Genomic DNA, 26,060 nt, shown 5'->3' on the forward strand with positions numbered 1-26,060 from the left:
CGCTTATCCGCGGCCGGCAACCTCAATATGTTTTCTGATTACAAATTGCGCAAAATGAACCTGAAAAGTCTCGGTCGCACGAAACATGCGCAAGGAGCAAAGCCTGCCAATGTTACGCCGATGACTTCGATCAAAGCGTGGGCGAACCTGTATCGTTTCACTATTCGTTTGCCGGCTCGTCCCCGGCGAGCGGCAGGGTGAAGGAGAATGTCGCGCCGTCCGTCTCGTTTTTCTTCGCCCACATTTTTCCGTGATGCGCTTCGACGATCGCGCGCGAAATCGACAGGCCGACGCCGAGACCTTCCGGTCTGGCGGTGGTGAAGGGCAGGAACAGATCGATCTGTTCGGCGCCCGACAGGCCCGTGCCGCTGTCGGAGACGTCAACCCGGATCATCCCGTCGCCAGCGGAAGTCGCGACGGTCAGATTTTTCGTTCGCGATTTGCTCATGGCCTGGACGGCGTTGCGCAGGAGATTGACGAAAGCCTGCTCGATCTGGACGCCGTCGACCAGAACCAGATCCGGCGTCGCGTCCAGTCGCAGGACGGGGCGGATGCCGGCCTCCCGCAACATGGGCGAGACCAGTTCGCAAGCGGCCACGATGAGGCCGTGCAGTCTCTGTTCGAACTTTTCGGGCTCAGTATCGGCGATAAACCTGCGCAACCGGCTGACGATGCGGCCCGCCCGCACCACCTGGCTGGCCGCGGCCTCCATCAATTCGCTTATTTCGGCCGGCAGGGCGCCGGAGCGCCGGCCGCGCGCCTGCGCCGCCGCCAGATAATTTACCGCCGCCACCAGCGGCTGATTGATTTCATGGGCCAGCTCAGTCGCCATATTCGCCATGGCGGCAAGGCGATTGTCGTCCATTTTCTGCAGCCGCGCCTCGAGCAGCCGCCTCTCGCTGAGATCGCGCAGGAAGCTGACGCGCAGGCGTTCGCCGCCATGGCGGGTCTCGGAGACCTTCAGCTCGGCGGGGAAAAGCGAGCCGTCCTTGCGCAACGCCTCGATCTCCCTCCCGACGCCGCCCGCCGGCATGGAGCGATCGGGATCGACCGTCAGGAAGCCGATGTCGGCGCCGATCATTTCGTCGGCGCCATAGCCGAAGATTTGGCTTGCCGCGCTGTTGACCCATCTGATGCGGCCGGCGCTGTCCGACGCGATGATCGCGTCATCCGCGCCATCGATAATGGCGCGCATGCGGGCTTCGCTCTCGCACAACAGATTCGCCGCCCGCTGGCGCTCCATGAGGTCGATGAAGGAGAGGACGACGCCTCCGGCCTGCTTGACCGCCTTCGCTTCGCGCGCGAAGTCCGGGTCGCGCCCGAGCAAGACGACGATGGCGTCTGCGCCTCTCTCTTGCGCGAGCGCGCGGAGAAAGAGACGCGCGGAACCAAGGTCGGGCCGGTCGGCTTCGACCGCATGGAGCTTTCCGCCGACGGTTCGCATGTAAAGGTCCGAGCGCAGCACATGAATGCGTCCCGGCTCGATCGGCGTTCCCGGGACGCAGCGAGCCACGGGCGGCGCATCCTTTGACTCCAGCCCGTTCATAAATTGATCGACATGCTCCGGATCGATGAAAATGACGAAGGCCGCCGCGATCTGCGCGGCCGAAGCGCGACAAAGATCCAGCGCCGCGCCAAGTCCGTCGGACGCCGCGCAAATGGCGACAATGGGAAATGACGGTGCTTTGGTCGTCATCTTTTTAAAATCATGGCGCAAATAGGCTCCGAAATTCCGCAAAGTCCACGCTTCGCTAAAGCAGATAAGCCCCTTAGAAACAATTTAGCGCGTCCTGCCGCGAAGAAATGAAATTTTTTACTTAGAATACAGCGTTGGCGAACGACCGTTTTGCGAGCGGCGCCAGCGCCAATTATGAGGGGACGATCAACGAGACAAATGTCGGCTCGAACGGGAACGCGTCATGATTCGAACGTCGGAAGTCCGCCGGCAATTCGTCGGGAACCTCGTTTTCCCTTCTGCCCGCAACAGGCCGGCTCGGCTTCGGAGCTGCGGCGCGCGGCGTTGACGAACCGGTCGCTGGCGAAGGGCTATTTCGATAAAATCGAAAGCGCCTTTTTCACGGTGTGAACGCCGAGCGCCACATCGGCATGAGCGGAAGCCATGACGACCGGCGACGCGCCGCCGGATTTTGGTCGGAGCCTCGATTCCGCGCAGCTCCGGCATGCGCCTGTCGGCGACAATGCCGCAGAACGAAGCGGAATGACAAAGAACCGCGTCGTCTTCGACAATATGAACGACGGCGTCATCGACCATGGCCGCGACCTTTTTAAGGATCGTCGCACGCCGGGAGCCGCTCGCTGCTGCTTTGCATGAGGACAGGCGAGCTATAATTTTCTACTCGAAATCAGCGGCCTTTCGCGTTAGCATCAATAAATTTCCATAATCAAAAAGATTCCGTCTGCAAGGCGGCGGGGGAGGGCGGCAAAGAGATGAATCGAGCACGTTTGCCTTCGTCGCCGCAACCAGCGATGCTTTTTGAAGGCAATGCTTCGGGTCCGATCGCGCTGCTTTCACATGACTGACGATATCGACCTGCAGGTCGCCAATCCCGAACGCGTTCCCGTCATCGGCGTCGGCGCGTTCTCCGGCTTGCGCGCGCTGTGCGAAGGCGGCGCGCCAGGGCTGGAAATGACCTGAACCGAAAGCGGAGGCGCTCAGGTGATGCGACCCAAAGACGAAGAGGCCAGCGCAATGCTGATCGAGCGCGGCATTCCCGGCGCCAAGGTCGAGAGACGTTTTGAATCCGCGGGGCGCGCCTGCGTCATCTCCGCGCCGCTGACGGCCAGGCGGGTGGTTGAGGGGCGTGCATAATGAAGGTTTGGCGGACCCAGACATTAGCCGGCAACGGCGCGCGCGCCAGCTTTCATCCTTGCAGAGCATCTCACGCCGCTATGGATCAAGGAAATCGAACCTCCGACAATCTGGTCGTCCATATTGTCGACGATGACGATGACGTTCGCGAATCGCTCAGCATCCTTTTGCGAGCGGAAAACTTCGAAACGAAAACCTATCGGTCGGCCGAAGATTTTCTTACCGCGACCGATAGCGGCGTTCACGGCTGCGTCGTGACAGACGTCCGAATGCCGGGCATGGACGGAATTGATCTGATCGCCCGGTTGCGGGAGCGCGGCTCGGCCTTGCCGGTCGTGGTCATCACCGGACATGGCAATGTGAAGCTCGCCGTGCGGGCCATGAAACTGGGCGCGCTCGACTTCATCGAAAAGCCCTATTCCGCCTGCGCGCTCATCGGCGCCATTCGCAACGTCTGCGCAAACGCCCCGGAGCCGGCGGAATTCGTCTCGACAAGGGAGAATTTCGCCAGACTGACCCCGCGCGAGAAGGAAGTCCTGCTGAAGATGATCGAGGGGCTGCCGAACAAGATCATCGCATATGACCTAAGGCTCAGCGTGCGCACGGTGGAAAGCCATCGCGCCGCCGTCATGAAGAAAATGGCGGGCGGCAGCCTCGCCGAACTGGTCGGGAAATGCATGGCCGTCGGGCTGGTCCCCCCGGAACGCCCGATGCGTTAGAGGGCGCGCCACACACCTGACAGGAGCGAGGCGAGTTGGCCGGTCAGGCTGTCCGTTTGGCGCCGGCGCCAAACGGACAGCCTGACCATTAACGGCGAAGGCGAGGTGCTTGACGGCCTCGGGCATGCAGCGCGGGCTGTTCGTCCGTCTATTCGGGCGGCAATGCGACGCTCACCTTCAGCGACGGCGAAACGCTGATCTTCAAGAACATGACCCAGGTGACGCTCATGGGCATGACTACGAGTTTCGCCTCCCACACCTGAGGCGTTGCGACCCGTTCATGATTTTGATGGCGGCGTGCGCGGCAGCATCGCTCACATATGTTCGCGAACCGAATAGACCCCCATCAGGGCGATCAGCCACAGCGCTGCGGCGATGAGGAAGGTGATCCCAGTCTGGCGCAGCGGACGTGGGAACGCCGCCTCCTGCGGCAGGCCGGGTGGCACGATGGTCGAGAGATAGACCTGCTGGCGGTTGGCGTCCAGGCGCGCCGTCTCCAGCGCGGCAAGCGCGCTGAGATAGGCCTTTTCGGCAAAAGTCTTTTCGTCGGCGAGCTGCTGGAAGGCGCCGAACACCGTGGACAGCGGGCGAGCCGCGCCGCTGTCATCGACCGCCGCGCGGGAGCCGCGCGCGGCGGTCGCCTCCGCCCGGATTCGCTGCAACTCGCGTTTCAGCCCGGCGATCGATTCCTCGCTCGCCCGCACCGAAGGCGCGGTCGGCGACAAGCGCAATTTCTGGGTGGCGAGTTCGGCGCTCTGTTGCGCGATCTGCTCCCTCAGCTTGGCCGTGAGGGTGATATTGACCTCGGCGCTCTTCATCGGATCGAGGATCGCCTCCTTGTCCTGCAGCGCCCGGGCTTTTTTGCGCACTTCCTCGAGCCGCGCCTCGGCGGCGGAAACTTCCTTTTCGGCGAAGGCGACGGAATCGTCGCGCGCCCGTTTCGACATGCGATTGATCAAAGCCTCGGAATCCGCCAGCATCAGCCTGGCGATCGCATAGGCGTCCTGCGCCGAGAAGCCCGAGGCGCGCACGATGACGGTTCCGGTCGACGTCTCGAAATAGGCGTCGATCATCGAATCCCAATAGCGCGTCAGCCGCTCGATGTCGGGCCGCCCCGTGAAGCGCGAGAACCAGTCGATCGAATGGTCGCTGAATTTCTTTTCCAGCGGAAATCTCTGCTGGATCTGCTCGAACGCCTCCCGGCTTTGCAGATATTGCACGACGGCGTTGGAATCGTTGCCGGCCTGGGAAAAGCCGCCCAGGCCAAACAGGTCGGCGAGGCCGCCGGTCTTGATCGGCTCGACCGCGCGCACGGCGACGCGGAATTCCGACACATAGCGGTTCGACGCCCAGAAGAAGGCGTAGAGAGCGGCGATGACGGTCGGAAGGACGACGACCAGGAGAAAGGACAATTTGAGCGGCGACAGCGACCGCAGCCTCGCCACCGCGCCGGTCACCGGGCGCATGTCGCCGAGGCCGGGCAGGACCAGCCCACGTCCTTCCGGCAGGCGCGCCGCGACGCGGGGCTGCGCCGGGAGGATCTGCGCGTCGGCGGGCTTCAGCGAAGTCTCGCGCTCCTGCGGCAAGAGCCCGCTAAGCATCGCTTGCTCCCAATATATTGCGATGAACGCGCATAGCTTCATCGATCGAATCGAAAAACTCAAGGCGGCCGTCGTTCAACACCGCGCCGCGATCGCAATAAGCTTTGATCGTGTGGCTATTATGAGACACCATGATAATATCGCTTTTTGCCATTCGTTCCATGAAGGCGGCGGCGCATTTCTTGCGGAACCGCGCGTCGCCGACTTCCGTGACTTCATCCACCAGATAGACGTCGAAATCGATGGCCAGGCTGACGCCGAAGGCGAGCTTGGCCGCCATGCCCGAGGAATAAGTCTGGATCGGCATGTCGAAATAGGCCCCGAGCTCTGCGAAATCCCAAACGAAATCGGCGACGCGGCGCTCGTCCACGCCATAGATGCGGGCGAGAAAGGCGGCGTTCTGCCGGCCCGAAAGATGGCCGTGAAAGGTTCCCGAGAAGCCAAGCGGAAAAGACACCCGCGCCCGCCGGCTGATCCACCCGCTGTTGGGGTGTTCGGCGCCGGCGATAATGCGCAGAAGCGTCGATTTACCCGCGCCATTGCCGCCGAGAATGCCGTAATTATGGCCGGCGTCGAAGGAAAAGCTCGCACGGTCGAGAATGGTCTTCTCCTCTCGGCCAGCGCGGTAGCGCTTGGTGACCCTGTCGAAAACGATCATGCGATCGTCCTCATCCGCCGGCGCATCGCCATCACTGACGCGAGGCCGGCGGCCATGGCGAAAATCGAGAAGGCGACGGCGTAGGATATGTCCATCCAGCTCGGATGATAGGAGCGGAAATAGCCGATCCGCATGTAATCGACGACATGCATGAAGGGATTCCACGACAGAATATTGCGCGCCCTGACCGGCATCATGCTGGGGACGTAGAAAATCCCCGAGCCGAAATAGAGCAGGCGGAGCACGACGTTGACGACATGCTCGGCGGCCACGCCGAATTCCGCCAGGCTCGCGAGGCAGCAGCCGAGGCCGAAACCGAGAACCCACGTGATGGCGAAGGCGCCCAGCACGTTCTGCGGCGAAATCGGCAGCGCATTGATGCCGAAAACCCCAAAAAGGGCGAGAAACAGCAGATAGATCACCGCCGTGGTGAACAATTCGACGATCGCGCGCGCCACGAGCAGATCGAGCGGCGTGATCCTGGGGATCTGCATCAACTGCTTGTACGAGCGAATGGTCACGCCGAGATGGCTGATGAGGTGTGAAACGAGCAGATAAGGCATGACGCCGGTGAAATAGAACAGGAAGAAACTGTTCCCCATCGGCGGCTTGCCGTGCATGGTGAACTGGAACACGAAGGCCAGAACCGCGATGTGGATGAAGGGCTCCATCAGGGCCCAGAAGAAGCCGAGCTTGCTCTCGCCGTAACGACTGCGGATGTCGCGCAGCACCAGAGCGAAAATGGTGCTCGCTTGCGCCTGCGCCGCCCCCGCGAAAGTGACCGGCTCCGCCAGCTTACGCGGCGGCGCCGCGCGCTTGAGCGCCGCGATCTGGCCGAAATCCTCGGCCGCCGCGCTCATTGACCTGGCTTCGAGCAGGAAGCGCATGCAATCGGCATATTCCGGATCGTCCGGCGCGAGGGCGAGCAATTCGGCGCCGCAGCGCAAAGCCTGGCCGAGATCGCCCTTTTCGACCAGCAGCGAAACCGCATGGCGGCGGGCGACGAGATTGGACGGGTCGAGTTCGATGGCCCGGGCGATCGCGGCGTTGGCCTCGTCGATCCGCCCGAGCTGCATCAGCATATGCGAGTGGTGGATGCGATATTCGGGATTGTCGCCGTCGAGCGCCACCGCCGCGTCGCCCGCTTTCACGGCTTCCTCGAACCGCCGGGTATGACCGAGAAAGCCGCTCAGCGTGCGGTGAAGGGCCGCCGAGGGCGGGATCGCCTCCTCCATCTTGCGCAAAACGGCGATGGCCGCGTCCCATTGCTCGGCGCGGGCGAAAAGATGGGCGGCGGCGAAGCCGCGATGCTCATTCTTCGGGTCGAGCCGCCAGGCGCGTAGCGCAAGCTTGGCGGCGTAATCCGGGCGCCCGAGATTATCGGCGGCCGCCGACAATTGCTGGAAAGCCTCCGCCGCCTGCGGATTGATCTTCACCGCCTGCAGGAGCAGGGGAATGGCCGCCTTGCGGTCGCCGCACAGATTGTAAATGCAGCCGGCGTGCAGGGCGTATTCATAATTGGACGGGTCGAGGTCCACCGCGCGCAAGGCGAAATGGATCGCCTCCGAGACGCGGCCGCTCTGGCTCAAAATTCCGCTGGCGTGGCGCTGTTCGGCGGCGTCATTGGGCAGGATCTGGGCGATGCGGACGGCGAGGGGCGCGGCGTCGAACCAGTCTCCTGCCGCGACAAAAGCGTCGCGGGTCAGGCGCAGGGTCGCAAGCGAATCGGCGGGCGCGCGACCCGCCGGCGAACCCTGTCCGGCGATGTCGGAACCGCCGTCCGGCGCGGCGTCCCGTTCGAAGGCGCCTTCCAAATGACCTCCCAAGCGATCTCGTTCGGCCTATGGTTTACGGAAAATTGAGAAATGCCCCTCGGCATCATTGCTGACCGAATAAGTCAATATTGCGGTCGACTTCAAAAATTCGTGAGCGAGTGCGACCGAGGGCCAATTGATGTCGTCGAGAACGAGATGGCCGCCCGAGCGCAGGAGCTTCAGCCAATAAGCGCAGTCGAACACGCTCTGCTCGACCGAATGGGCGCCGTCCACATGGACGAGGTCGATCTTGTCGGCGTAGCGCGCCGACTGGAACACCGGAATTGCGGCGTCCGACGGGATTTCGAGAACCCGGACATGCTTTTCGAGCTGCAGCCGCTGGACGTGGCCGAAGAAATTGCGCTTGATCGCGACGAGGTCGATTTTGCGCCACCAATCGTCATTGACATCATTGGTGGCGGTCTCCACCGCGACGGCGTTTTCCCAGGGCTCGACGCCATAGATCACGCCCGCGCCCTTTCTGGCGAATGCGGCGGCGACCGGCAGCAGGGACTTGCCGCCGAAAATGCCGATTTCGACCGCGAGCCCGCAGTCTGGCGACGAAGCCAGCTCATAGAGCTTGGCCGCCTTGTTGGCGGTGCACCAGCCATCGACGCGGTCGAGGATTTTGAGCAGGCTGTCCAGGCCGCCCTCGCGCAGGGCCCCGGCTGGATCGACTAGAGACATGAGGTTCACGGGAACGGTCTCCGCTTCGGATTGCGGCTGATCGGGTTGCGCCTGCGTCTGGCCGGCGTGGGCCTCGAACTGGCGCAAGGTCCGCTCGCGCTCAAACAACAAGGCCTGGAGCGCCGTGATCTCGTCCTCGCGTCGGGCGACGATTTCACTCAAGCGCGCGATTTCCGCCTCCCGCTCCCGGTTGGCGGTTTCTCGCTCGACAATGGCCTGCTCGCGCTCCGCCAAAGTCGACTGGATTGCTTTGATTTCCTGATCCTTTTGAGCGATGAGGCCGCAAAGCCGCTCGATTTCGGCTTCCCTCTCGCGCGTCACCGTCTCCCGTTCGCGAATCGTCTGCTCCCGCAGTCGCAGCAAGCGCTCCAAATCATGCGCAGCCGTTGCGCTGTCTGAAAGTTGGGGATCGTTTTTCATCAATTCCGCCATAACGCCAAGGGACGGAAAGGCGCCGCCCAGAGCGAAGCGCAGCGCCAGGCGACGCGTCGGATCGTCCGGCCGCATCGCCGCGAAACAATTTCGAAAGCGCACCTATCACGTCGGCGGGAAAGCGAAAAGCGCGAAAAACGGCTGATCGAATTCGAAGCTGGCGCCTTGCCACTCCAGGTAGAAGTTCTCGCCAAACCGCCGGGCCGGCCGCGATTGACAATCGGACGATAAATTGCGCATTTAGGCAGCGTTCATAAAAGGATTTAAGCGCCATCTATAAAAAATTGTTTTGAAATCTGTTTTGGGGGAAAGGTCATCCAGCCGGGACGCGTTCGTATTTTTGCGGCCCGGCAGCAACGGAACTAGCGGTAGCCAAATGACGAAGCCACGCCTCGCCATCGTCAGCACATTCGACGACCTGTGCGGCATCGCGGGATATACGCGGTTTTTGATCAAACAGATCGAAGGCGATTTCGACGTCGACGTATTCGATCTCGACCAGTTCTTCATGCGCTCCGGCGACAAAAGCGTGCGGCGGCTCGCGGACGAGATGATTATGGAGTTTTGCGCCAAAGCCGGAACATACGATTTCGTCAACATCCAGCTCGAACACGGCACGCTCGGCCGTAAAAGGGGCGATATTGTGCGGCGCTTCCGCTGGATCGCGCAAGCCGCGCCGGCGCTGTCGGTGACCTTCCACACCATTTTACGGCCCGAACTCGAAGCCTATCTGGTCACCAAGGCCCTTTCGCGCTTCAACCTGTTCAAGGCGGTTTCAGTGGTTGGCCGCCATTTCAACGTCAAATTCATGAACAAGCGGATCTATGGCCTGCTGCGGCGCGAAGCGCGCAAAAAGCCGGTCAATGTGATCGTCCACACCCGCCGCGATATGCGCGTCATGCGTTACGTCAATCGCCTGCCGGCGGTGTTCGACCATCCGCTCTGCTTCCTGCGCGACAAGGACATCGCCGAAATCCGCGCCTCCGGCGCGCAAACCGCGTCACCCCAGCTCAAAAGCCTCCCACCGGACGCCAAGACCATCGGCGTCTTCGGCTTTCTGTCGGAATATAAGGGTTTTGAGACGATGATCCGGGCGATGCATCATCTGCCCGAGAATTACCACCTCCTGTTTTTCGGCGGTCTTCACCCCAACGAGATCAAGAAAGAAGAAAAAATCAATCCCTATGTCAATAAATTGCTTCGGGAAGCCTTTGTCGATCGCTCCATTTTCGACGTCTACGAAAAGACCAGCCTGAATTTCACTATAAGCGACAAAAATCTTTCGTTTCTGCTTGATCACCCAAAAGACATTGGCCATCGCCTGCATTTTCTCGGCGCGCAGACCGACGAAGGTTTTGCCCGTGCGATGGCCTATTGCGATGTCGTCGTCCTGCCTTATCTCGAAGTCGGCCAGTCGTCGTCCGGGCCGATGAGCATGGCGATCGAAATGGGCGCGCGCATCATCGCCGCGCGCAACCTCGCCTTCATGCAATTCGCGCGATATTTTCCCGAGACGATCGAATTTTTCGAAATCGGCAACCATCTCGAACTGGCGCAGCGGATTGCGAGCGCCCCGGAATTTCCGGCGGAATCGCGGCGCCGCCCCTATAATGCGGAAAGCAATCGCGCGCTCTATCTGGCCGCCAATTCCAGGATTCCGCCGGAGACGGCGCGGTCCCGGACGGAACCCGCGCCATCTATGAAAATGGCGCGCGAATCGCTCTGAGGCCGCCCAACCGCAATCAATCTCTGGTCATTTGATGGTGGCGGCCGCGTTGGCGATGCTGGCGCTGGAGCCGACCATGCCCATGCCGCCGCCGATGATCGCGAACATTTTCTGTACCGGCGTCGACGGCGAATCCGCGACATAGACGATGTCGTGGTTGGCGATGCGGAACCGCTGCGCCAGGAAAAGGCCTTGCGGGTCGCGCAAGTCGAGATGGTAAATGACCGGAGTGGCGCTGCCGGGCTGGACCAGCGGGCTATTGGGGCGCAGGGTCCTCGCGACGGAATAGACCTCGTTGCGGAAGACGAACACGCCGGCCGGATCGGACCTCTCGTCGAGCAGCCCGCCGGCCTTGGTCAAGGCCTCCGCCAGGGTGATGCCATCGGCCTCGAAGGGGACTTCCGCGTTCCGGCCGGTGGCGCCATAGGCCATGAAGGTCTGTGGCGCGCGCACGAAGGTCAGCACGTCGCCGGGACGGATATAGACGTTTTCGGCCGGATGGGCGATGACCTGGAGCAGGGGCGTGCGCGAAGTGACCGAACCGCGCGTCAGTTCGACGAAAGTTTCGTTGACCGGCGCGCGAACCCCGCCGGCCGTGGCCAGCACGTCGAGCAGCCGGTCGCCCTTGACCGAAAGCGGAATCCGACCGCCCCCGGTGACCTCGCCGACGACGGTGGCGGAATTGGTCACCGAATGGGTGACATTGACGATGACCTGCGGCTCGATCGCCTTGCCCTTGAGCGCCGCTTCGATGACGCTCTGGACCGCGCTCGGCGAGCGTCCGGCGACATGGATCCGACCCGCATAGGGCACCGTGATGGAGCCGTCGCGGCCCACCACCTGCTCGGGCAGAGCGGCGCTGTTCGAGCCGGTCGAAAATTTGCCGGCGGCGACCGGCGACGAAAAGAGGCCGCCAGCGCTCGCCTCCCAGATCGTCACGACAATCGTGTCGCCAACCGAGATGAGCGGCTCCACCGGCGTGGAGCGGCTGGGAAAGCGCGTCGCAAAACTGTCGAAACGGCGCTGTTTGAGGACATCGATCACGCCCGGCGTGACCCCGACCACCACATAGGGCGGGGCCTGGCTCGCGCTGCCGATGATGTCCGACGCCCCCGGTCCCTGACCGGGAAGAGCCGAGCAGGACGCAAGCCCGGACAGGAGCGCGCAGAAAAGCGCGAGGCCGACGCTGAAGCGGAAACTGACGTTAATCGACATCTTCAACCTTGTTGTCCAGACTTTCGCAATTGAAAGCCCGTCCGGCCGCTAGCGCTGACCGCCCAAACTCTGCCGATTTAACGCCGGCTTCGTTTTCGATCAACGAAAGGCCTCGGAACCCGGCGAGATTTTATCCGGCTGCGACAAATTCAACACAAGAGCGCTGACGAAAAGGTTACGATTGCTTATAGAGGGACTGCGCGCGCGCCGCAGGTTCGCGCCGCATACTAGTTCGATCCAGGGGGTGAATTTTGCGGCATTTGTCGGACGCCGAGCAAAATTTCTTGCAGCGCGTGGGCCAAAAGCGCTCCGTCGTCTCCGGGACGGACATTACGCGCGTAATGCCCGCGGCCGGCTTCGACCGGCTGCCGGGAAGCGAGGAACAGCGTTTTCTGCGCGAGATTTTCCTCAAGGCTGGCCTGTCGAGCCCCTATTTCCTGCTCCACGAGGGCGACGCCGGCGCGCGCTCGGTGGTCGATGGGCGCGAGGTCCTGAATTTTTCCAGCTATGATTATCTCGGATTGAATCATCACCCTGCGGTGCGGGCGGCGGCCTGCGCGGCAGTCGGACAATATGGCGTTTCGGCTTCCGCCAGCCGGCTGGTCGCCGGGGAGCGCCCGATCCACCGCCAGTTGGAGGCGGCGCTGGCGCGCCATTACGGCCACGACTCCTGCCTGACCTTCGTCAGCGGCTATGGCGCCAATGTCAGCGCGCTGACCGCCTTGCTCGGGCCGCGCGACCTGATCCTGCACGACGCGCTCGCCCATAACAGCATCGTCATGGGCGGCGAATTCTGCCGCGCCGAGCGGCGCGCCTTCCCGCACAACGACCTTGCCGCCCTTGACGCTTTGCTGGCCGACCTGCGGCCCCGCCGCCAGCGGGTGCTGATCGTCGCCGAAGGGCTTTACAGCATGGACGGTGACCTTTGCGACCTTCCGGGGCTCGTCGAAATCAAGGAGCGCCATGGGGCCTGGCTGATGATCGACGACGCTCACGGCCTCGGCGTGCTGGGCGACAATGGCGGCGGCGTGTTCGAACATTTCGGCGTCGATCCGCGCCGGGTCGACATTTGGATGGGCACGATGTCGAAGGCGCTCGCCTCCTGCGGCGGCTATATCGCCGGCTGCACGGCGCTGATCGAACATCTGAAACATTCCGCGGGCGGCTTCGTCTATAGCGTGGGCCTCGCGCCGCCGCTTGCCGCCGCCGCGCTGGCCGCGCTCGAAATTCTTGAGGCCTCGCCCGACAGAGTGGCGAAATTGCGCGCCAATTCGCTGGCCTTCGCGGAGGCCGCCCGCGCCGCCGGGCTGGACACGGGCCTCAGCGCGGGCGCCGCCGTCGTCCCGGCGATGGTCGGCAATTCTCTGGTCGCGGCGCGCCTCAGCCAACAATTGCTCGAACGCAGGATCAATGTGCAGCCGATTATCCATCCCGCCGTTCCCGAGGGCGAGGCGCGACTGCGCTTCTTCCTGAGCAGCGAACATGAGGCCGGCGCCGTCGCCGAGGCGGCGGCGATCGTCGCCGAGGAACTCGCCGCGCTGCGCGCCGACGGAGAGCCAGCGCAATGATGGGCGAAACGATCCAGAGCGGCGCGCTCAAAGTCGCGCCGGTGACCGACAAGGCCGGCCTCAACAACTTTCTCGCCGCCGCGCGCCGCGCCCAGGCGACCAATCCCCAATGGGTCGAGCAACTTCACGACGAGGTCGCGATGATGCTCGACCCCAAAAAATCGCCGCTCGCGCGCGCAAATGTCGTGCAGCCCTTCGTCGCCTTGCGCGACGGCGAGCCGGTCGGACGGATCGTCGCCATCATCGACGCCGCCCATATCGCCAAATATGGCGATTCCTGCGGTTTCTTCGGCTTCATCGACGCGATCGACGACGCGCAGGTCTTCGCCGCTTTGTTCGCGGAAGCCGAGCAATTTTTGCGCGCTAAGGGAATGCGACGCGTGCGGGGGCCGTTCAATCTCAATATCAATGGCGAAAGCGGCCTGCTGGTCTCAGGCTTCGAACATCCCCATATCGTCCAGACCAATCACGCCCCGCCCCATTACAGGCGCCATATCGAGGCCCTGGGCTACGGCAAGACGGTCGATCTTCTCGCCTATGTTTGCCGCATCGCCGACTCCGCGCTGCCGGAGAAGGTCGCCCGCAACATGGCCAGCGTCAAGGAAGCGCCGCGCATCGACATACATTCCATGTCCTATTTCAGCTATCGCCGCGACCTGCCGCGCATTCTATCTTTCTTCAACGAGGCCTGGTCGGAAAATCTCTATGCGACGCCGATCGGCGTCGAGGAGGGCCGCTTCATCGGCGATATGATGCTGCCCATCGCCAAGCCTAAATGGTTCAACATCGCCATGCACCAGGGCGAGGACATCGCCGTGGTGGCGCAAATTCCCGACGTCAACGAGGCGCTGCGCGGCCTCAACGGCAAGCTGCTGCCCTTTGGCGCGGCCAAATTGCTGTGGCGCGTCCATGTGCGCGGAACCCGGCGCGCGCGGGTGATGCTGGCGGGCGTCGCCAAGAAATGGCGGGACACTACGGTCGGCATGGCGGCCATCGGAATGTTGATGGCGCGTTCGGTCGCCGACGCCCGCGCCGCAGGCGTCGAGGAAGTGGAATATAGCTGGCTGCTGGAGCACAATTCCGCCGCGATCCGGCCGGTGGCGCGGATGCTGCCGGCGCGCCACACCCGCACTTTCCGGCTCTACGAAAAGGCGCTGTAGGCCGGCTCGGCTTCCTCGTCCGGCGCATCGGGCGCGGGCTCGGGGATCGCGCGCCAGCCGTAAAAGCCGAACGCGACGCCGCGCCGGCGGCTGTCGAACGCCGCACCGCCGGGCCGGCCATAAGTAAAGGTCTCGCCGACGTCGATCTCCAGCCGGATGAAATCGCGCGTAGAGCGGGTCTCGACGATCAGGACCTCGCGGAAATTCTCTTCCGGCGCACTAGCGTCGGGCGCGAAACGATGGGGCGTCTCGCGCCCGTCCGTCCAGACCCGCAGCCTTTCGCGCTGGCTCTCGTCGGCGAAAGCGCGAATCCATAATTTCAACTCCAGGCGCGCATCCGGCGGCGTCGGCATATAGAGGGTGAAGCGCGGCTGCGGCCCACTCCAGACATTGCAATTGTCGAGGCCCGGCCCGTCGCGCCCATGAAAACCGGCGCCGACCAGGGGCGAGCGGACGGAAAACACGACATCGCCCCGGTTGCGGCCCAAGACGTCGGCGAGGACGACGCTGGCGTGCTCGGTCTCGAACATTTCGGTCGAATATTCCGGGCCGGCGGCGAGTTGCTCCTCGAACAGGGCGCGGGCGCCGCGGTAGACGCGAATATCGGCCTCGGTCAATTCATCGAGCAGATCGGCGGCGGCCTCGACTTCCGGCGCCGCATTTTCGGCCGAGGCGCTGACATTGAGGCGCGGCGCGGCGGCGAGCGGCGCGATTCCCAGATCGCGCGCGAGCAGGCGCAGGAACGGGGTCAGATCTTCGGTCACGCCAACGAGATCGAAACAGCGCAGGTTTTGGAGCGCCACATCGACCAGCGAAGCCGCCTCGGCGCCGACAGCCTCCTCCTCGGACAAGGTCACGCGCGCCAGGGCGCGGGTCATGTAATTGTCGAGCGCAAAGCTTTTGCGATATCTGGCGAGAAAGTCGCGCAAGGCCATCCCGGCGACGGCGTCGGCGACCATCGGTTTGGTCTCGTGGCCGAAAAAACGATGCGACTCGTAATCGGCAAGTCGGCGCCAGTCGGCCACCTGCGAAAAAATCCGCCGCCGCGGCTCGCGCAATACAGTGAAGGCGAAAGTGCCGGGCGGGGCGTATTTGAGCAGCGGCATATGCGAGCCGATAAAGCTCGAACCGAAAAAAGCCTGATGGAATCGCGGGGCCATCAGGCGCTCGAAATCAGTGGCGCGCGGAACTGCGTTCATCGCCAGTTTCAATTCGCGCGTCGCCTCATAGCCCATGCGACGGTCGTCGGACTGGTAAAAATCAAGCCAGAAATTGATCGAAGTGCCGCCGCATTTCTTGAGGTGATAATGAAAGACGCGGCGCTTCAATCCAATCGTCATGGCTCTGACCAGCAGGAACGGGGCGCGCGAAATCGCGGATTGGCCGCCCGACATCTATACGCAGGGCCGCTTCGCCGCAAGGGCGCCGGCGCTCCCGGATCGATTGCGGTTCGACCAGAATGGAAGCGCCGGAAGAGCGACGCGGCGATCGAACCGTCGCCAATAGCCGGCGCGCATGGAGTCGGGCGGCAAACCGCCCTTCACCGTTTCCGGAGGCGGACGGCAGGATTTAAGACTTGAGCCCCGGAACTACTTTGGCAGAATTAGAGTCTTCCGTTCGCTCAGAATCGGAATAATGCTCTAGTTCATTGTTTTAACGCATATTATTGTACAAAAAGTCTGCAGCTTTTTGGGGATTTGCTCTAAAGTCCACGCCGCAACGCGGCCTGCGCGTCGGCAAGCCCCGCGCCGGCTTCGGGCGCGTTTTCGAGCTTGCGCGCCGAGGCCCGCAACAGCCGGCGCAGGGCGGGGCCGTCGAGACCGGGATGTTCCTGGAGGAGCAGAGCGGCGATCCCGCTCACTTCGGCGCAGGCGACCGACGTGCCGCTGGAAAGATCATAGGCTCCGCCGGGCGCCGCGACCAGAACGTCCACCCCGGGCGCGGCCAGGTCGACGTAGGAACCGCGATTGGCGCGCGCATAGAGCCGCGACTGGTCGTCCACGGCGCTGACCGCGATCACATGGGCGTCGGCGCCGGGGAAGGCCGGCGCCGCGCCGGGGCCGTCATTGCCCGCCGCCGCCACCAGTACGATTCCGCGCCCGGCGGCAGCAGCCAGCATTTTCGCAAACAAAGGATCGGCCGGGCCGGCGAAGCTCATATTGACCACCCGCGCCTTTTGCGCGACCGCCCAGTCGAGCGCGGCCAGCAGGTTGAAGCCGGTCGCTTGCTCTTTCGCTTGTTCTTTCCCTTGGGCGCCGGGCGAATCGTCGAAGGCCTGCGCGGCGAGCAGGAGCGCGGCGGGCGCCGCGCCGTCGATCTGCCGGCGCCCGGCGATGGCCGAGGCCATGCCGACGCCGTGAAGGCTGGGCGCGGCCGCGGCGCCCGACGCATCGAAAGTCGCCGCGACCGCGCCCGCGATCTCGGGATTGGACGCGTCGATCGCGCCGTCGATCAGGGCCACGCGCACGTCCTTGCCGGTCGCGATATGATGCGCTTCCGGCAGGCGGAGCATGGCCGGGGCATAGGCCGCGGGCGCCGGAGACGCGGGCGTGTCGTCGCCGGCCAAAGCATAAACGTAATCCGGCTGGACCGAGGCGACCGAGGTCTCGCGGGCGAGCGACCACAACACGCCGTCGAGCGGCCTGTCGTCGGCGTAGCGGAAGCGATAGACGCGCTGGTTCAACAGCGCGAGGTCGCGGAATTGCGCGATCTGGAGCCTGCGCCGGCGCGCGAGCGCCGCGATTCTCTTGTCGCTGACGCCGGGCTTGAAGGCGACCAGAACCTCCTTCGCGACAAGACGGGTTTCGCCTCTGGCCGGCAGGTTGAGCAGGGCGCTGGCGACGGGCTTTTTCTCCAGATTTTTCCGCGCAGGCGCGCGTCGCGTGTACTTTTTGGCGAAATGTTTCGGCGGCGGCGCCTCCTGAACGATGGGATGCGGCTGTGCGACCGTGTGGCGCGGCGGGCGGCGATGGCGCCGGGGCGGCGGCGTGTTCTCTTCATCCGCCGCCGCGGCGGCCGCGGCGGCCGCGCCGAGTGCGGGAAGGAGAATTCCCGGACCTATCTGGAAGCCGCGCCGAAACGGCCCGCCCCGATAGGAGCCGCCGCGCGAGGGGGCGCCATAGCCGGAGCCGCCATAATTTCCGCGCGCGGGACTATCGCCGTAAGTCTGCGCTGACGCTGGCGCGCAAACCAGCGCCGGCAAGACGAGGACGAGAGCCGCCAGTATCTTTCCCAAGAGCTTCAACTGTAAGAGCTTCATCGGTCGCTCCTCATGGGCTCGGCGCGACGAAGCGCACCAGATCTTTCGCCTCGCGCAGGGCGTCGATCTTCTTCCGCGCCTCGGCGGGCGCGAGATCTGGGCCGCCGAGCTGCAGGCGATAGAAGCCGCCGGCGCGCGGGCCTTCGACGATCTGCGCTCCGGTTCGGCTCAGCAAAGCGCCCAAAGCGTCGATCGAGGCGCCGGGCGCGAAGGCGACCAAAGCATAAATCCCGGCGGCGCGCGCCTGCTCGTGCGGCCCGGACGCCGTCGTATAACGCGCTTCAGGGGCGTTGCGTTGCTCGAATGTCAGCAGGCCGGCCTGAACGGCGACCAAAGCGCAAGCCGCCGCCGTCGCCCAGCCGAGCGCGCGCGGCGAAACGAGGCGCGCGAGCGCGCCGCCGAGATCGAGCCGGCGCCATGGGTTGGTCTTGCGGGCGGGCTCGGCGTCGATCCGCGCGAACAAGGTGTCGAAGGCGCGCGCGGAAGGGGCGGGGAGGGCTTCGTTCAGCGCCAGAACCTCATCGCGTTCGGCGCGGGCGGCGGCGACATTGCGGGCGAGTTCCGGGTCCCGCGCCAGGGCGGCCTCGAAGCGCGTCATGTCGTCGGGCGAGAGCGCGCCTGCGACATAGAAGGGCGCGAGTTCCGCGAGATCCTGATTTGGGCTCTCATTCATGGCCAGCCTCGATCCACGCCCGCGCGCTTGAGGATTTCGGACAATTTCTGCCGCGCGTAAAACAGGCGCGTCTTCACGGTCGCGGCCGGGACGCCGACGATTTTCCCGACCTCCTCGACCGATTTCTCGTGGTAATAGACAAGGTCGATGATCTCGCGATGCTCGACCGAAAGTTTCTCCAGGCAGCGCCGCAAAGCCGCGCTCTTGTCGCGCTTGGCGACGTCCACTTCCGGGTCGTCGGCCTCGTCGGCGATTTCCGCCGCCGCCTCCTCGTCATATGGGGTCTCGCCGCGCTGACGGACATGCGACAAGGCCTTGAAACGGGCGATGGACAGGATCCAGGTCGAAACGCTGGAGCGGCCCTCGAATTTCCCCGCCTGCCGCCAGACGTCGAGAAAAACCTCGGCGAGAATGTCCTCGGCGCCGGCCTCGTCCCGCATGAAGCGCAGGATGAAACGGAAAACCCGGACGCGATGGCGGTTGAACAGGACCTGCATCGCCAGCCGGTCGCCCGCGGCGATCCGCTGAATCAGCTGCGCGTCGTCGCGGCTCTGGATTGGGTCCTGGCTCATGAGACCTTTGGGCGTCGTCGTCGCCCGAAGGGTTTCGCGGGAGCGGCCAAAGGTCAAGTCGCCTGAAACGCTTGGCGGCGGTCCGTTGGTCGGAGCCGCCGCCCGCGCCGGTCGCGTTCATCCGGCGTCAGTCGCAGACCCGGACGCGGCCGAGATAACCGCCGAAGGCGTCATAGCGGCGCTCCCAGTGGCAATAGATCGGCGTGGCATAGTCGGAGGCGATTGCCGCGCCAACAAGTCCGGCGGCGAGGCCGACGCCCAATCCCGGACCCCAGCCATGGCCCCAATGATGATGGTGATGGGGGTGGGGATAGATCGGGAAAGCCTGGGCGCCGGACGAGCCGACGACAGCTGCGGAGGCGAGGGCGCCGGCGACGAACAGGGCGCCAAAGGACTTGCGGAGAAGGGAAGAGGTGCGGGTCATGGTCGTTGCTCCTTGAGGTTTAGGCCATCTCATCGGCCTGACGCTCATGGGTCGCGGCGACCGCGCGAAAGGTTCAAAGTTTTTTTGAAAAAATTTTGCGAGGGCCTCGCCTGTCGGATGCGACGGTCAGTCGTCCTCGCCGGACAATTGCTTCAGCCAGCCGGTGTCGACATATTCGAAAACCTCTGCGAACTTCCCGTCGCGCAATATCGCGAAATCACCGAGAACGAGCCGGCCGGCCGCGGCCGTGCCGCGATGGCGGACGAGAAGGCTGCGCCTCAGGCCGATCTTGTCGCCATCGACGATCAGATTGAGGATCCGGGGGTCGCTTGTTTCGATCTCGGCGTCGATTTTCTGCAGGAGTCCGAGGATATTTTCGCGGCCGCGAAAAACGCCGCTGAACAGATGATCGTATATGTGGCCCGCCATGGTGAAGATGGCGTCTTCGTGGAAAAATTCGATGAATCTGGCGTGGTCCGCGCGCGCGGTCAGGACTTCGAGGACGAGATCATGTCTCGACCGATGGGGGTCCTCTGGGAAAAATTCGCTGAAATCCTGCTGGGTCACGGCGCGTCCCCGACCCGAGCCGCCATGGCTCAAGGATGGAGATAGATAATTCCCTCGCGGTCCCGTGAAAAGAACATTTTTGCCATACCCGTCTTCCGAATGGGCGGCGGTCAGGGGCCTCGCTTCGGACTCCGGCCCGAACGCTCGGACGCGGACGGGTCGTCCGGCCCCGCCAGACCCATTTTCCGCAGGATCAGCAGCGCGCCGAACGAGGCGGCGATGCAGATGACGGTGGCGAAAACCGTGCCGTATTCGTTCTCGGCAAAGGGCAGCGCCTTGGTGTTCATGCCGAAATAGCCGGTGATCAGGGTCGCGGGCAGCAGCATCGCGGTGATCACGGTGAGGGTGTAGAGCCGGTCGTTGGTTTCGGTTGCGAGGATGGCGTTGATCTCGTCCTGCAGCATGCGCGCACGGTCCTGCAGGTTGGCGGCGTCGCGGGCGAGCGCATCCGCCCGCTGACCCAGGCTCCCCGCGACCTCGGCATAGGCCGCCATGGCCGGCCTTGGCCGCGTCCTCCAACTATTCCAGGGTGGATTGAAGCCCGGTGGCGTGGCGGGCGAGCCGCACGGCGCTCCGCCTTGCGCGGCCGAGACTGGCGCGCTGGTCGCGGCCGCGGCCTTCGATCACGACATTGTCCTCGATCCGGTCGAGGGTCGCCGCGACCTCCCGCATCAAGGCGCCGGAGCATTTGCACAGATTGGCGACCAGCAGGTCGAACAAAGCCACGGGCGCCGCGGCCCTGGCGCCGTCCGCCAGCGCGCGCCTTGTCGCGTCCGCCGAGCAAAGGGGAATCCTGCGGCCGGTGATGACGAAACCCGGGCCGCAGGCGAAACGCAGATAATCGGTGTCTTCCTGCGGGCCGTCCATGCTGTGGCTGTGATCGACCAGGGCGCCGAACACCAGCCGGTCGGCGAATTCCACGAAAGGATGATTGGGGTCGCCGGAGAGGACCTCCCGCGCCGCGGGGGTCAGCGACTTTACGCCGCGCAATATATCACCCGACCGGCGATCGATCGCATCGAGATGCAGCCAGACATATCCCTCGCCGGGACTGTCGATCCGATCGAGATCGGCCGCCGAACCGACTTCGACATGACCGGAGTCCTCGAATCGCACAATCCAGTTGCAACCGGGAACGCCGGTCACGAGCGCGGCGTTGAGACGATCGATGGCCATGAGACGCGCCGCCCGAAAACCCGCATTGCCCTTAACGACTTTCGGCCCTTAAACGGCTTTCGGCCCTTAAACGACTGTTGGCTGACGGATTTTTGACAGGCGCGGCGACAAAAAGCCGGAGGCTCGCGCCCCCGGCTTCAGTGATCGAATTTGCGCGGCTCTCACTTCGTAGGCGGCAGGGGGACCGGCTTTTCGGAAAGCGTGCGCAGAAAAGCGATGATGTCGGCGCGCTTCTCGGGATTCGCCTCGCCGCCGAAGCCCATTTTCGTGCCGGGCACAAAGGCCTTGGGATTGGTGATGAACTCGTTGATGTCGGCAAAGGTCCAGTCGCCGCCCTTCTTCTTCATGGCGTCGGAATAACCGAAGCCGGCGACGCTGCCTTTGGGCCTTCCGACCACGCCCCAGAGGTCCGGGCCGACCTTGGCGCCGGCGCCTTCCTTGAAATTGTGGCAGGTGGCGCAGACCTTGGCGAGCGCCTCGCCCTTTTTGGGATCGGCCTTGGCGAGCAAGACGGGCAGGGGCGTGGCGACGGGGGCGGCGGCCTTTTTCACCGGCCCGGCGCTGCTGGGAAGATCGAAGCCGGGGGGATTGGCCGGACTGCTGACGACGAGCGCGTCACTGAAGACGCCGAGAAAAAGGGCGAACAAAATGCTGCCAAACAGCGCGCCATAAACACGATAATCGAGAAGTAACATCCAGCGATCTCCCCTGAGCGGCTCCTGATAAACGCTTTGCCTGATGCTTGGCAACACGTATAAGCGGCAAAACCTCGGATAAGCAACGTCTTTTCGTCCACCGATTCGCTCCAGTTTCGCCCCATTGTTTCGCCCGATGCCGACCGAAGTCCTCACCGTCATTCCCGCCCGCCTCGCCTCGACCCGGCTGCCCGACAAGCCGCTGGCGGAGCTTTGCGGCGCGCCGATGATCGTTCAGGTCTGGCGCCGGGCGGTCGAGGCCGGGATCGGGCCGGTGCTCGTCGCCGCCGACGGGCCGGAAATCGCTGCGGCGATTCGTCGCGCCGGGGGCGAGGCGGTCGTGACCGATCCCGGCCTGCCCTCGGGCTCGGACCGCATCGCCGCCGCCCTGCAAATCCACGATCCGGACCGGCGTTTCGGCGTGATCGTCAATCTGCAGGGCGACCTGCCGACCATCGATCCGGGGAGCGTGCGGGCCGCGCTCGCCCCGCTCGCCGACAATTCCGTCGAGATCGCCACCCTCGCCGCCCGGATCGCGCGCGACGAGGAGCGGACCAATCCCAACGTGGTCAAGGCGGTCGGTTCGCCGCTTTCCCCGACCAGAATGCGCGCGCTCTATTTCACCCGCGCGACCGCGCCCTGGGGCGAGGGCGACCTCTATCACCATATTGGGCTTTACGCCTTTCGCCGCGCGGCGCTGGAGCGTTTCGTCGCCTTGGCGCCCTCGGCGCTGGAAAAGCGCGAGAAGCTCGAGCAATTGCGCGCGCTCGAGGCCGGCATGCGCATTGATGTCGAAATCGTCGAAACCGTGCCGCTCGGCGTCGACACGCCCGAGGATCTGGCGCGCGCGCGACAAATTCTGATGAGCCGGAAATGAAGAAGATCATTGCCTATCAGGGCGAGCCGGGAGCCAATTCCCACATCGCCTGTTCCGACGTCTATCCGGGCTGGGAGACCTTGCCCTGCGCGAGTTTCGAGGACGCTTTTTCCGCCATCACCGAGGGACGGGCGGAACTCGGCATGATCCCGATCGAGAACTCGCTCGCCGGCCGGGTCGCCGACATCCATCATTTCCTGCCCGGCTCCGGCCTTTACATCATCGGCGAATATTTCTTGCCGATCCATTTTCATCTGCTGGGCGTCAAGGGCGCGAAGATCGAGGATCTGCGCAGCGTGTACAGCCATGTCCATGCGCTTGGCCAATGCCGCAAGATCATCAAGAAATACAATTTGAAAGCGGTGACGACCGGCGACACCGCCGGCTCGGCGCGCGAGGTCGCGGAATGGGGCGACAAGACCCGCGCTTCGCTCGCGCCGCTGCTCGCTGCCGACATTTACGGGCTCGACGTGCTCGCCCGTTTCGTCGAGGACGAGGACCATAACACCACCCGCTTCGTGGTTCTCTCACGCGAGCCGCGCGCCGAGCCGCGCGGCGACGGCCCGATGATCACGACCTTCGTCTTCCGAGTGCGCAACGTGCCCTCGGCGCTCTATAAGGCGCTGGGCGGCTTCGCCACCAATGGCGTCAACATGACCAAGCTGGAAAGTTACATGGTCAATGGCGAATTTGCAGCGACCCAGTTTCTGGTCGATGTCGAGGGCCATCCGCAGGACCGCAATCTCGCCCGCGCCCTGGAGGAATTGCAGTTTTTTTCCGAGGAAGTGCGGATTCTGGGCTCCTACCCCGCGCATTCGTTCCGCCAGCAGCTCGGCGGCGAGCGGTCCTAGCTGTCCGCTCTGTCGTTTTCCTCCGGTTCGGCGGCGCCCATGCCAAATGCCTCGGCATAGTCCTCCAGCCAGGCGAAGCCGGCGGTCATCAGCAGTTCGCTTGAGGCGAACAGATAGGCGACGAACAAGTCCGGCCGCACGAAGGTTTCGAGGCTCGTCTCCATCGCTTCCTCCCGTGATTGGTCGCGAAAGGGGAAGGATGGGGATAATTTATCTAATATTTCGTGCGATTTTTCTTCAAATCGTCAGCAATTCGGATTGTTGAATGCGCAGACGCCAGGCCGGGTTAGCCGTTCTTTTCCGGTGAGAACAGCCGGTCGATCTTGGCGGCCATGATGAAGTCGTTCTCGTGCAGGCCTTTGATTTTCTTGGTCTGCAGGGAAATTTGAGCATAGCCCCAGCCGAAAGCGATGTCTGGATGATGGCCTTCGCTTTCCGCCAATTCGCTGACCTGCCGCACGAAGGCGAAAGCGTCTTGGAAATTGGCGAATGTGAAGCGGCGATCGATTAGCTTGACGTCCTCCGACAGGCGCCAGTCTGGCGTATTGGCGAGATAGGCCGCTGCTTCTTCGCGAGTCAGCGGCGGAACGCCGCCGCGACAGGGCGTGCAGCTCTTGCTTTCCAGCGTCCCGGTCATGTCGAGGCCTCCTGCGATCGCTTTCCCTCGCGGCGCTGACCTTTCCCGCGCTATGTCTCCAGTTCGTAACCGGCTTCGCGCCAGGCGTTGACGCCGCCGTCGAGGGCGGTCACCCGCGAATAGCCGAGTTCGCGCAGCGTCGCCGCGGCGAGCGTCGAAATCTTGCCGAACTCGCAACAGGTCAGGATGCGCACCGTCGGATCCGGAAGCTCGGAATTGATGCGAAGTTCAAGCTGACCGCGCGGCAAATGCCTGGCTCCCGGAATGTGTCCCGCGCGAAAAGCGTCGCCTTCGCGCAGGTCGATGATCACCAGATCGTGGCTGTTCCCGCCGACACGCTGCCGGAGCGCGGCGAGCGACATGAACGGCACCCTGGCGCCCGCTTCGGCGAGCAATTGGGCCACGGTTTTCCCGCCGCTCATATTGGTGCGCAAAGCCTCGGTCAGATGGGTCGGCGCCGCAAGGTCGAGCTTTTCCATCATCGCGACGAATTCCGCCCGCTCCTTTTTTTGGAGGCGGGGATTGTTGGCGAGTTCGGCGGCGATGGTCGAACTCGTCCGCCCCTTATAGTCATGCGCCGGGAAAACCAGGGTCTCCGGCGGCAGTTTCAACACCTTGTCAAACAGGCTTTCATAAAGCGAACGGGGATCGCCAGTTGGCAGGTCGGTCCGGCCCGTGCCGCCGATCAGCAGAGTGTCGCCGGTGAAAACCCGATCGCCGGCGAACAGGCACATCGAATCCCTGGTGTGGCCTGGGGTGTGCAGGACGTTCAGCTTGATCTGGCCGACGATCAGCATGTCGCCGTCATCGACCCTCAGGTCGGCGAAAGGCGCGGGGCTCAGACGATGCATGACCACCGGCGCCGCCACGGTTTTGGCCAGCTCCCGGCCCGCCGAAAAATGATCGGCGTGGGTATGGGTGTCGATCAGATAGCGGAGATGTACGCCGTGCTGGCTCGCCGCGCCCAGATAATGGTCGATCAGGGACAGTTCGGGATCGATGAGCGCGGCCGCCCGACTCTTGTCGCAACCGATCAGATAGGACTTGCAACCGCCGGCCGCGAAAGTCTCGAAAATCATTCCTGCCTCCCGATTCATAACTGTGGAGGCGATGAATGGTTCAGCTTGGCGCAAGAAAAAGGGAGCCGGCGGCAGGGAGAACCCCGTTCAGGGAAGGGGTTTCACTTCCCTGCGCGCCATTTCCTGAAACCGTCGGCGCGCAAGCGGCAGGCTGGACATTCGCCGCAGCCATAGCCCCAGTCGTGGCGCGCGCCGCGCTCGCCGAGATAGCAGGTGTGGCTGTGCTCGACGATCGTCTCGACAAGGCCTGCGCCGCCGAGATCTTGGGCCAAGGCCCAGGTTTGCGCCTTGTCGAGCCACATTAGCGGCGTTTCCAGGACGAAACGGCTTTCCATGCCGATATTTAGCGCGACCTGCATGGCCTTGACGGCGTCGTCGCGGCAATCGGGATAGCCGGAAAAATCGGTCTCGCACATGCCGCCGACGATGCGCGTCAGGCCGCGGCGATAGGCGAGAGCCGCCGCGAAAGTCAGAAAAATGAGGTTGCGGCCGGGCACAAAGGTGTTGGGCAGGTTTTTTTCGCCCATTTCGATCGCCTTGGCGCTGGTGAGCGCGGTGTCGGAAATGGCGCCGAGCGCGGCAAGCTCCAGCACATGGTCGGGCCCGAGTTTTTTCGCCCATTTGGGTTTCATTTCGCCGAGCGCCCCGCGCAGAATCGCGCGCTGGTCAAGCTCGATGCGATGGCGCTGGCCATAATCGAAGCCAATCGTCTCGACCCGCTCGTAACCCTCCAGAGCCCAGGCCAGGCAGGTGGTCGAATCCTGCCCGCCGGAAAAAAGAACGAGCGCCATGCTTCACCTCCAAAGGTCTTGCCTACAACGCCCAAGCGGGCTTTGCCAA

At 63.7% G+C, this 26,060-nt stretch carries 29 protein-coding genes; 9 read left to right on the forward strand and 20 right to left on the reverse strand.

What is annotated here, in order from left to right; genetic code table 11:
* Positions 1-160: 160 nt before the first annotated feature.
* Positions 161-1,696, reverse strand: coding sequence for an ATP-binding protein (locus K2U94_RS03575; RefSeq protein WP_243065893.1), 1,536 nt, complete (start codon positions 1,694-1,696; stop codon positions 161-163).
* A gap of 423 nt (positions 1,697-2,119) precedes the next feature.
* On the opposite strand from K2U94_RS03575, the gene K2U94_RS03580 reads away from it, so the two are divergent.
* From K2U94_RS03580 to K2U94_RS03585, 3 genes are all read left to right on the forward strand, one after another.
* On the forward strand, positions 2,120-2,332 hold the full coding sequence (locus K2U94_RS03580; protein ID WP_243065894.1) for a hypothetical protein: 213 nt from the start codon (positions 2,120-2,122) through the stop codon (positions 2,330-2,332).
* 201 nt (positions 2,333-2,533) lie between these two features.
* Positions 2,534-2,656, forward strand: a complete 123-nt coding sequence (locus K2U94_RS20495; protein ID WP_272884839.1) for a hypothetical protein — start codon at positions 2,534-2,536, stop codon at positions 2,654-2,656.
* 24 nt (positions 2,657-2,680) lie between these two features.
* Positions 2,681-2,830, forward strand: coding sequence for a hypothetical protein (locus K2U94_RS03585; RefSeq protein WP_243065895.1), 150 nt, complete (start codon positions 2,681-2,683; stop codon positions 2,828-2,830).
* A gap of 23 nt (positions 2,831-2,853) precedes the next feature.
* Here the strand turns inward: K2U94_RS03585 and K2U94_RS20620 are convergent, their stop codons facing one another.
* Positions 2,854-3,075 (reverse strand): hypothetical protein, encoded by a 222-nt coding sequence (locus K2U94_RS20620; protein ID WP_336606185.1) that lies wholly within the window; start codon positions 3,073-3,075, stop codon positions 2,854-2,856.
* Here K2U94_RS20620 and K2U94_RS03590 point away from each other — a divergent pair.
* Positions 2,998-3,549, forward strand: coding sequence for a response regulator transcription factor (locus tag K2U94_RS03590; RefSeq protein ID WP_336606179.1), 552 nt, complete (start codon positions 2,998-3,000; stop codon positions 3,547-3,549). The genes K2U94_RS20620 and K2U94_RS03590 overlap by 78 nt on opposite strands.
* A 314-nt stretch (positions 3,550-3,863) precedes the next feature.
* Here the strand turns inward: K2U94_RS03590 and K2U94_RS03595 are convergent, their stop codons facing one another.
* Genes K2U94_RS03595 through K2U94_RS03610 form a run of 4 tightly spaced genes read right to left on the reverse strand, consistent with a single transcriptional unit; the run spans position 3,864 to position 8,729 of the window.
* A complete protein-coding gene (locus K2U94_RS03595; RefSeq protein WP_243065897.1) occupies positions 3,864-5,150 on the reverse strand; it encodes a KpsE/RkpR family capsule polysaccharide export protein in 1,287 nt (428 codons plus the stop codon).
* Positions 5,143-5,808, reverse strand: coding sequence for an ABC transporter ATP-binding protein (locus K2U94_RS03600; protein WP_243065898.1), 666 nt, complete (start codon positions 5,806-5,808; stop codon positions 5,143-5,145). The genes K2U94_RS03595 and K2U94_RS03600 overlap by 8 nt, the downstream gene beginning before the upstream one ends.
* Positions 5,805-7,634, reverse strand: a complete 1,830-nt coding sequence (locus K2U94_RS03605; RefSeq protein ID WP_243065899.1) for a tetratricopeptide repeat protein — start codon at positions 7,632-7,634, stop codon at positions 5,805-5,807. The genes K2U94_RS03600 and K2U94_RS03605 overlap by 4 nt, the downstream gene beginning before the upstream one ends.
* Before the next feature lie 15 nt (positions 7,635-7,649).
* Positions 7,650-8,729, reverse strand: a complete 1,080-nt coding sequence (locus K2U94_RS03610; protein ID WP_243065900.1) for a class I SAM-dependent methyltransferase — start codon at positions 8,727-8,729, stop codon at positions 7,650-7,652.
* A gap of 388 nt (positions 8,730-9,117) precedes the next feature.
* Between K2U94_RS03610 and K2U94_RS03615 the strand changes: the two genes are divergently transcribed.
* Complete coding sequence (locus K2U94_RS03615) at positions 9,118-10,467, forward strand: glycosyltransferase family protein (protein ID WP_243065901.1); 1,350 nt, start codon at positions 9,118-9,120, stop codon at positions 10,465-10,467.
* Between the two features lie 27 nt (positions 10,468-10,494).
* Here K2U94_RS03615 and K2U94_RS03620 read toward each other — a convergent pair whose 3' ends face one another.
* Entirely contained in the window at positions 10,495-11,682 is a 1,188-nt protein-coding gene (locus tag K2U94_RS03620; protein WP_243068798.1) for a polysaccharide biosynthesis/export family protein, read from the reverse strand.
* A 341-nt stretch (positions 11,683-12,023) separates the two neighbouring features.
* Between K2U94_RS03620 and K2U94_RS03625 the strand changes: the two genes are divergently transcribed.
* Together K2U94_RS03625 and K2U94_RS03630 are read left to right on the forward strand one after the other, a co-directional pair.
* Positions 12,024-13,250, forward strand: coding sequence for an aminotransferase class I/II-fold pyridoxal phosphate-dependent enzyme (locus K2U94_RS03625; RefSeq protein ID WP_243065902.1), 1,227 nt, complete (start codon positions 12,024-12,026; stop codon positions 13,248-13,250).
* Positions 13,247-14,410, forward strand: a complete 1,164-nt coding sequence (locus tag K2U94_RS03630; RefSeq protein ID WP_243065903.1) for a hypothetical protein — start codon at positions 13,247-13,249, stop codon at positions 14,408-14,410. Before K2U94_RS03625 ends, K2U94_RS03630 begins: the two co-directional genes overlap by 4 nt.
* Here the strand turns inward: K2U94_RS03630 and K2U94_RS03635 are convergent.
* The 9 genes from K2U94_RS03635 to K2U94_RS03670 form a co-directional block, all read right to left on the reverse strand.
* Complete coding sequence (locus K2U94_RS03635) at positions 14,392-15,750, reverse strand: hypothetical protein (RefSeq protein WP_243065904.1); 1,359 nt, start codon at positions 15,748-15,750, stop codon at positions 14,392-14,394. The genes K2U94_RS03630 and K2U94_RS03635 overlap by 19 nt on opposite strands.
* Positions 15,751-16,112: 362 nt before the next feature.
* Entirely contained in the window at positions 16,113-17,669 is a 1,557-nt protein-coding gene (locus tag K2U94_RS03640; RefSeq protein WP_243065905.1) for a S8 family serine peptidase, read from the reverse strand.
* A 10-nt stretch (positions 17,670-17,679) separates the two neighbouring features.
* Positions 17,680-18,342: a hypothetical protein gene (locus K2U94_RS03645; RefSeq protein WP_243065906.1), complete on the reverse strand. Its 663-nt coding sequence runs from the start codon at positions 18,340-18,342 to the stop codon at positions 17,680-17,682.
* Positions 18,339-18,914 (reverse strand): sigma-70 family RNA polymerase sigma factor, encoded by a 576-nt coding sequence (locus K2U94_RS03650; protein WP_243065907.1) that lies wholly within the window; start codon positions 18,912-18,914, stop codon positions 18,339-18,341. The genes K2U94_RS03645 and K2U94_RS03650 overlap by 4 nt, the downstream gene beginning before the upstream one ends.
* A gap of 127 nt (positions 18,915-19,041) precedes the next feature.
* Positions 19,042-19,338, reverse strand: coding sequence for a hypothetical protein (locus K2U94_RS03655; RefSeq protein WP_243065908.1), 297 nt, complete (start codon positions 19,336-19,338; stop codon positions 19,042-19,044).
* A 126-nt stretch (positions 19,339-19,464) separates the two neighbouring features.
* Positions 19,465-19,905, reverse strand: coding sequence for a nuclear transport factor 2 family protein (locus K2U94_RS20500; protein WP_243065909.1), 441 nt, complete (start codon positions 19,903-19,905; stop codon positions 19,465-19,467).
* A 110-nt stretch (positions 19,906-20,015) separates the two neighbouring features.
* Positions 20,016-20,399, reverse strand: coding sequence for a CorA family divalent cation transporter (locus K2U94_RS20405; RefSeq protein WP_252393662.1), 384 nt, complete (start codon positions 20,397-20,399; stop codon positions 20,016-20,018).
* 25 nt (positions 20,400-20,424) lie between these two features.
* Positions 20,425-21,081, reverse strand: a complete 657-nt coding sequence (locus K2U94_RS20410) for a CorA family divalent cation transporter (RefSeq protein WP_252393663.1) — start codon at positions 21,079-21,081, stop codon at positions 20,425-20,427.
* A 161-nt stretch (positions 21,082-21,242) separates the two neighbouring features.
* Positions 21,243-21,776: a c-type cytochrome gene (locus K2U94_RS03670; RefSeq protein ID WP_243065910.1), complete on the reverse strand. Its 534-nt coding sequence runs from the start codon at positions 21,774-21,776 to the stop codon at positions 21,243-21,245.
* Positions 21,777-21,912: 136 nt separating this feature from the next.
* Between K2U94_RS03670 and K2U94_RS03675 the strand changes: the two genes are divergently transcribed.
* Entirely contained in the window at positions 21,913-22,653 is a 741-nt protein-coding gene (locus tag K2U94_RS03675; RefSeq protein WP_243065911.1) for a 3-deoxy-manno-octulosonate cytidylyltransferase, read from the forward strand.
* Positions 22,650-23,504 carry a prephenate dehydratase gene (locus K2U94_RS03680; protein WP_243065912.1) on the forward strand — a complete coding sequence of 285 codons (855 nt, stop codon included), beginning with the start codon at positions 22,650-22,652 and terminating at the stop codon, positions 23,502-23,504. The genes K2U94_RS03675 and K2U94_RS03680 overlap by 4 nt, the downstream gene beginning before the upstream one ends.
* Here the strand turns inward: K2U94_RS03680 and K2U94_RS03685 are convergent.
* The 4 genes from K2U94_RS03685 to queC form a co-directional block, all read right to left on the reverse strand.
* On the reverse strand, positions 23,501-23,668 hold the full coding sequence (locus tag K2U94_RS03685) for a hypothetical protein (protein WP_243065913.1): 168 nt from the start codon (positions 23,666-23,668) through the stop codon (positions 23,501-23,503). The genes K2U94_RS03680 and K2U94_RS03685 overlap by 4 nt on opposite strands.
* A gap of 122 nt (positions 23,669-23,790) precedes the next feature.
* Positions 23,791-24,141 carry a 4a-hydroxytetrahydrobiopterin dehydratase gene (locus K2U94_RS03690; protein ID WP_243065914.1) on the reverse strand — a complete coding sequence of 117 codons (351 nt, stop codon included), beginning with the start codon at positions 24,139-24,141 and terminating at the stop codon, positions 23,791-23,793.
* Between the two features lie 50 nt (positions 24,142-24,191).
* Positions 24,192-25,220 carry an MBL fold metallo-hydrolase gene (locus tag K2U94_RS03695; RefSeq protein WP_243065915.1) on the reverse strand — a complete coding sequence of 343 codons (1,029 nt, stop codon included), beginning with the start codon at positions 25,218-25,220 and terminating at the stop codon, positions 24,192-24,194.
* Positions 25,221-25,321: 101 nt separating this feature from the next.
* Positions 25,322-26,011 (reverse strand): 7-cyano-7-deazaguanine synthase QueC, encoded by a 690-nt coding sequence (gene queC / locus K2U94_RS03700; protein ID WP_243065916.1) that lies wholly within the window; start codon positions 26,009-26,011, stop codon positions 25,322-25,324.
* Positions 26,012-26,060 lie beyond the last annotated feature (49 nt).

The sequence above is a fragment of the Candidatus Rhodoblastus alkanivorans genome (assembly GCF_022760755.1).
GTDB classification, from domain to species: Bacteria; Pseudomonadota; Alphaproteobacteria; order Rhizobiales; family Beijerinckiaceae; genus Rhodoblastus; species Rhodoblastus alkanivorans.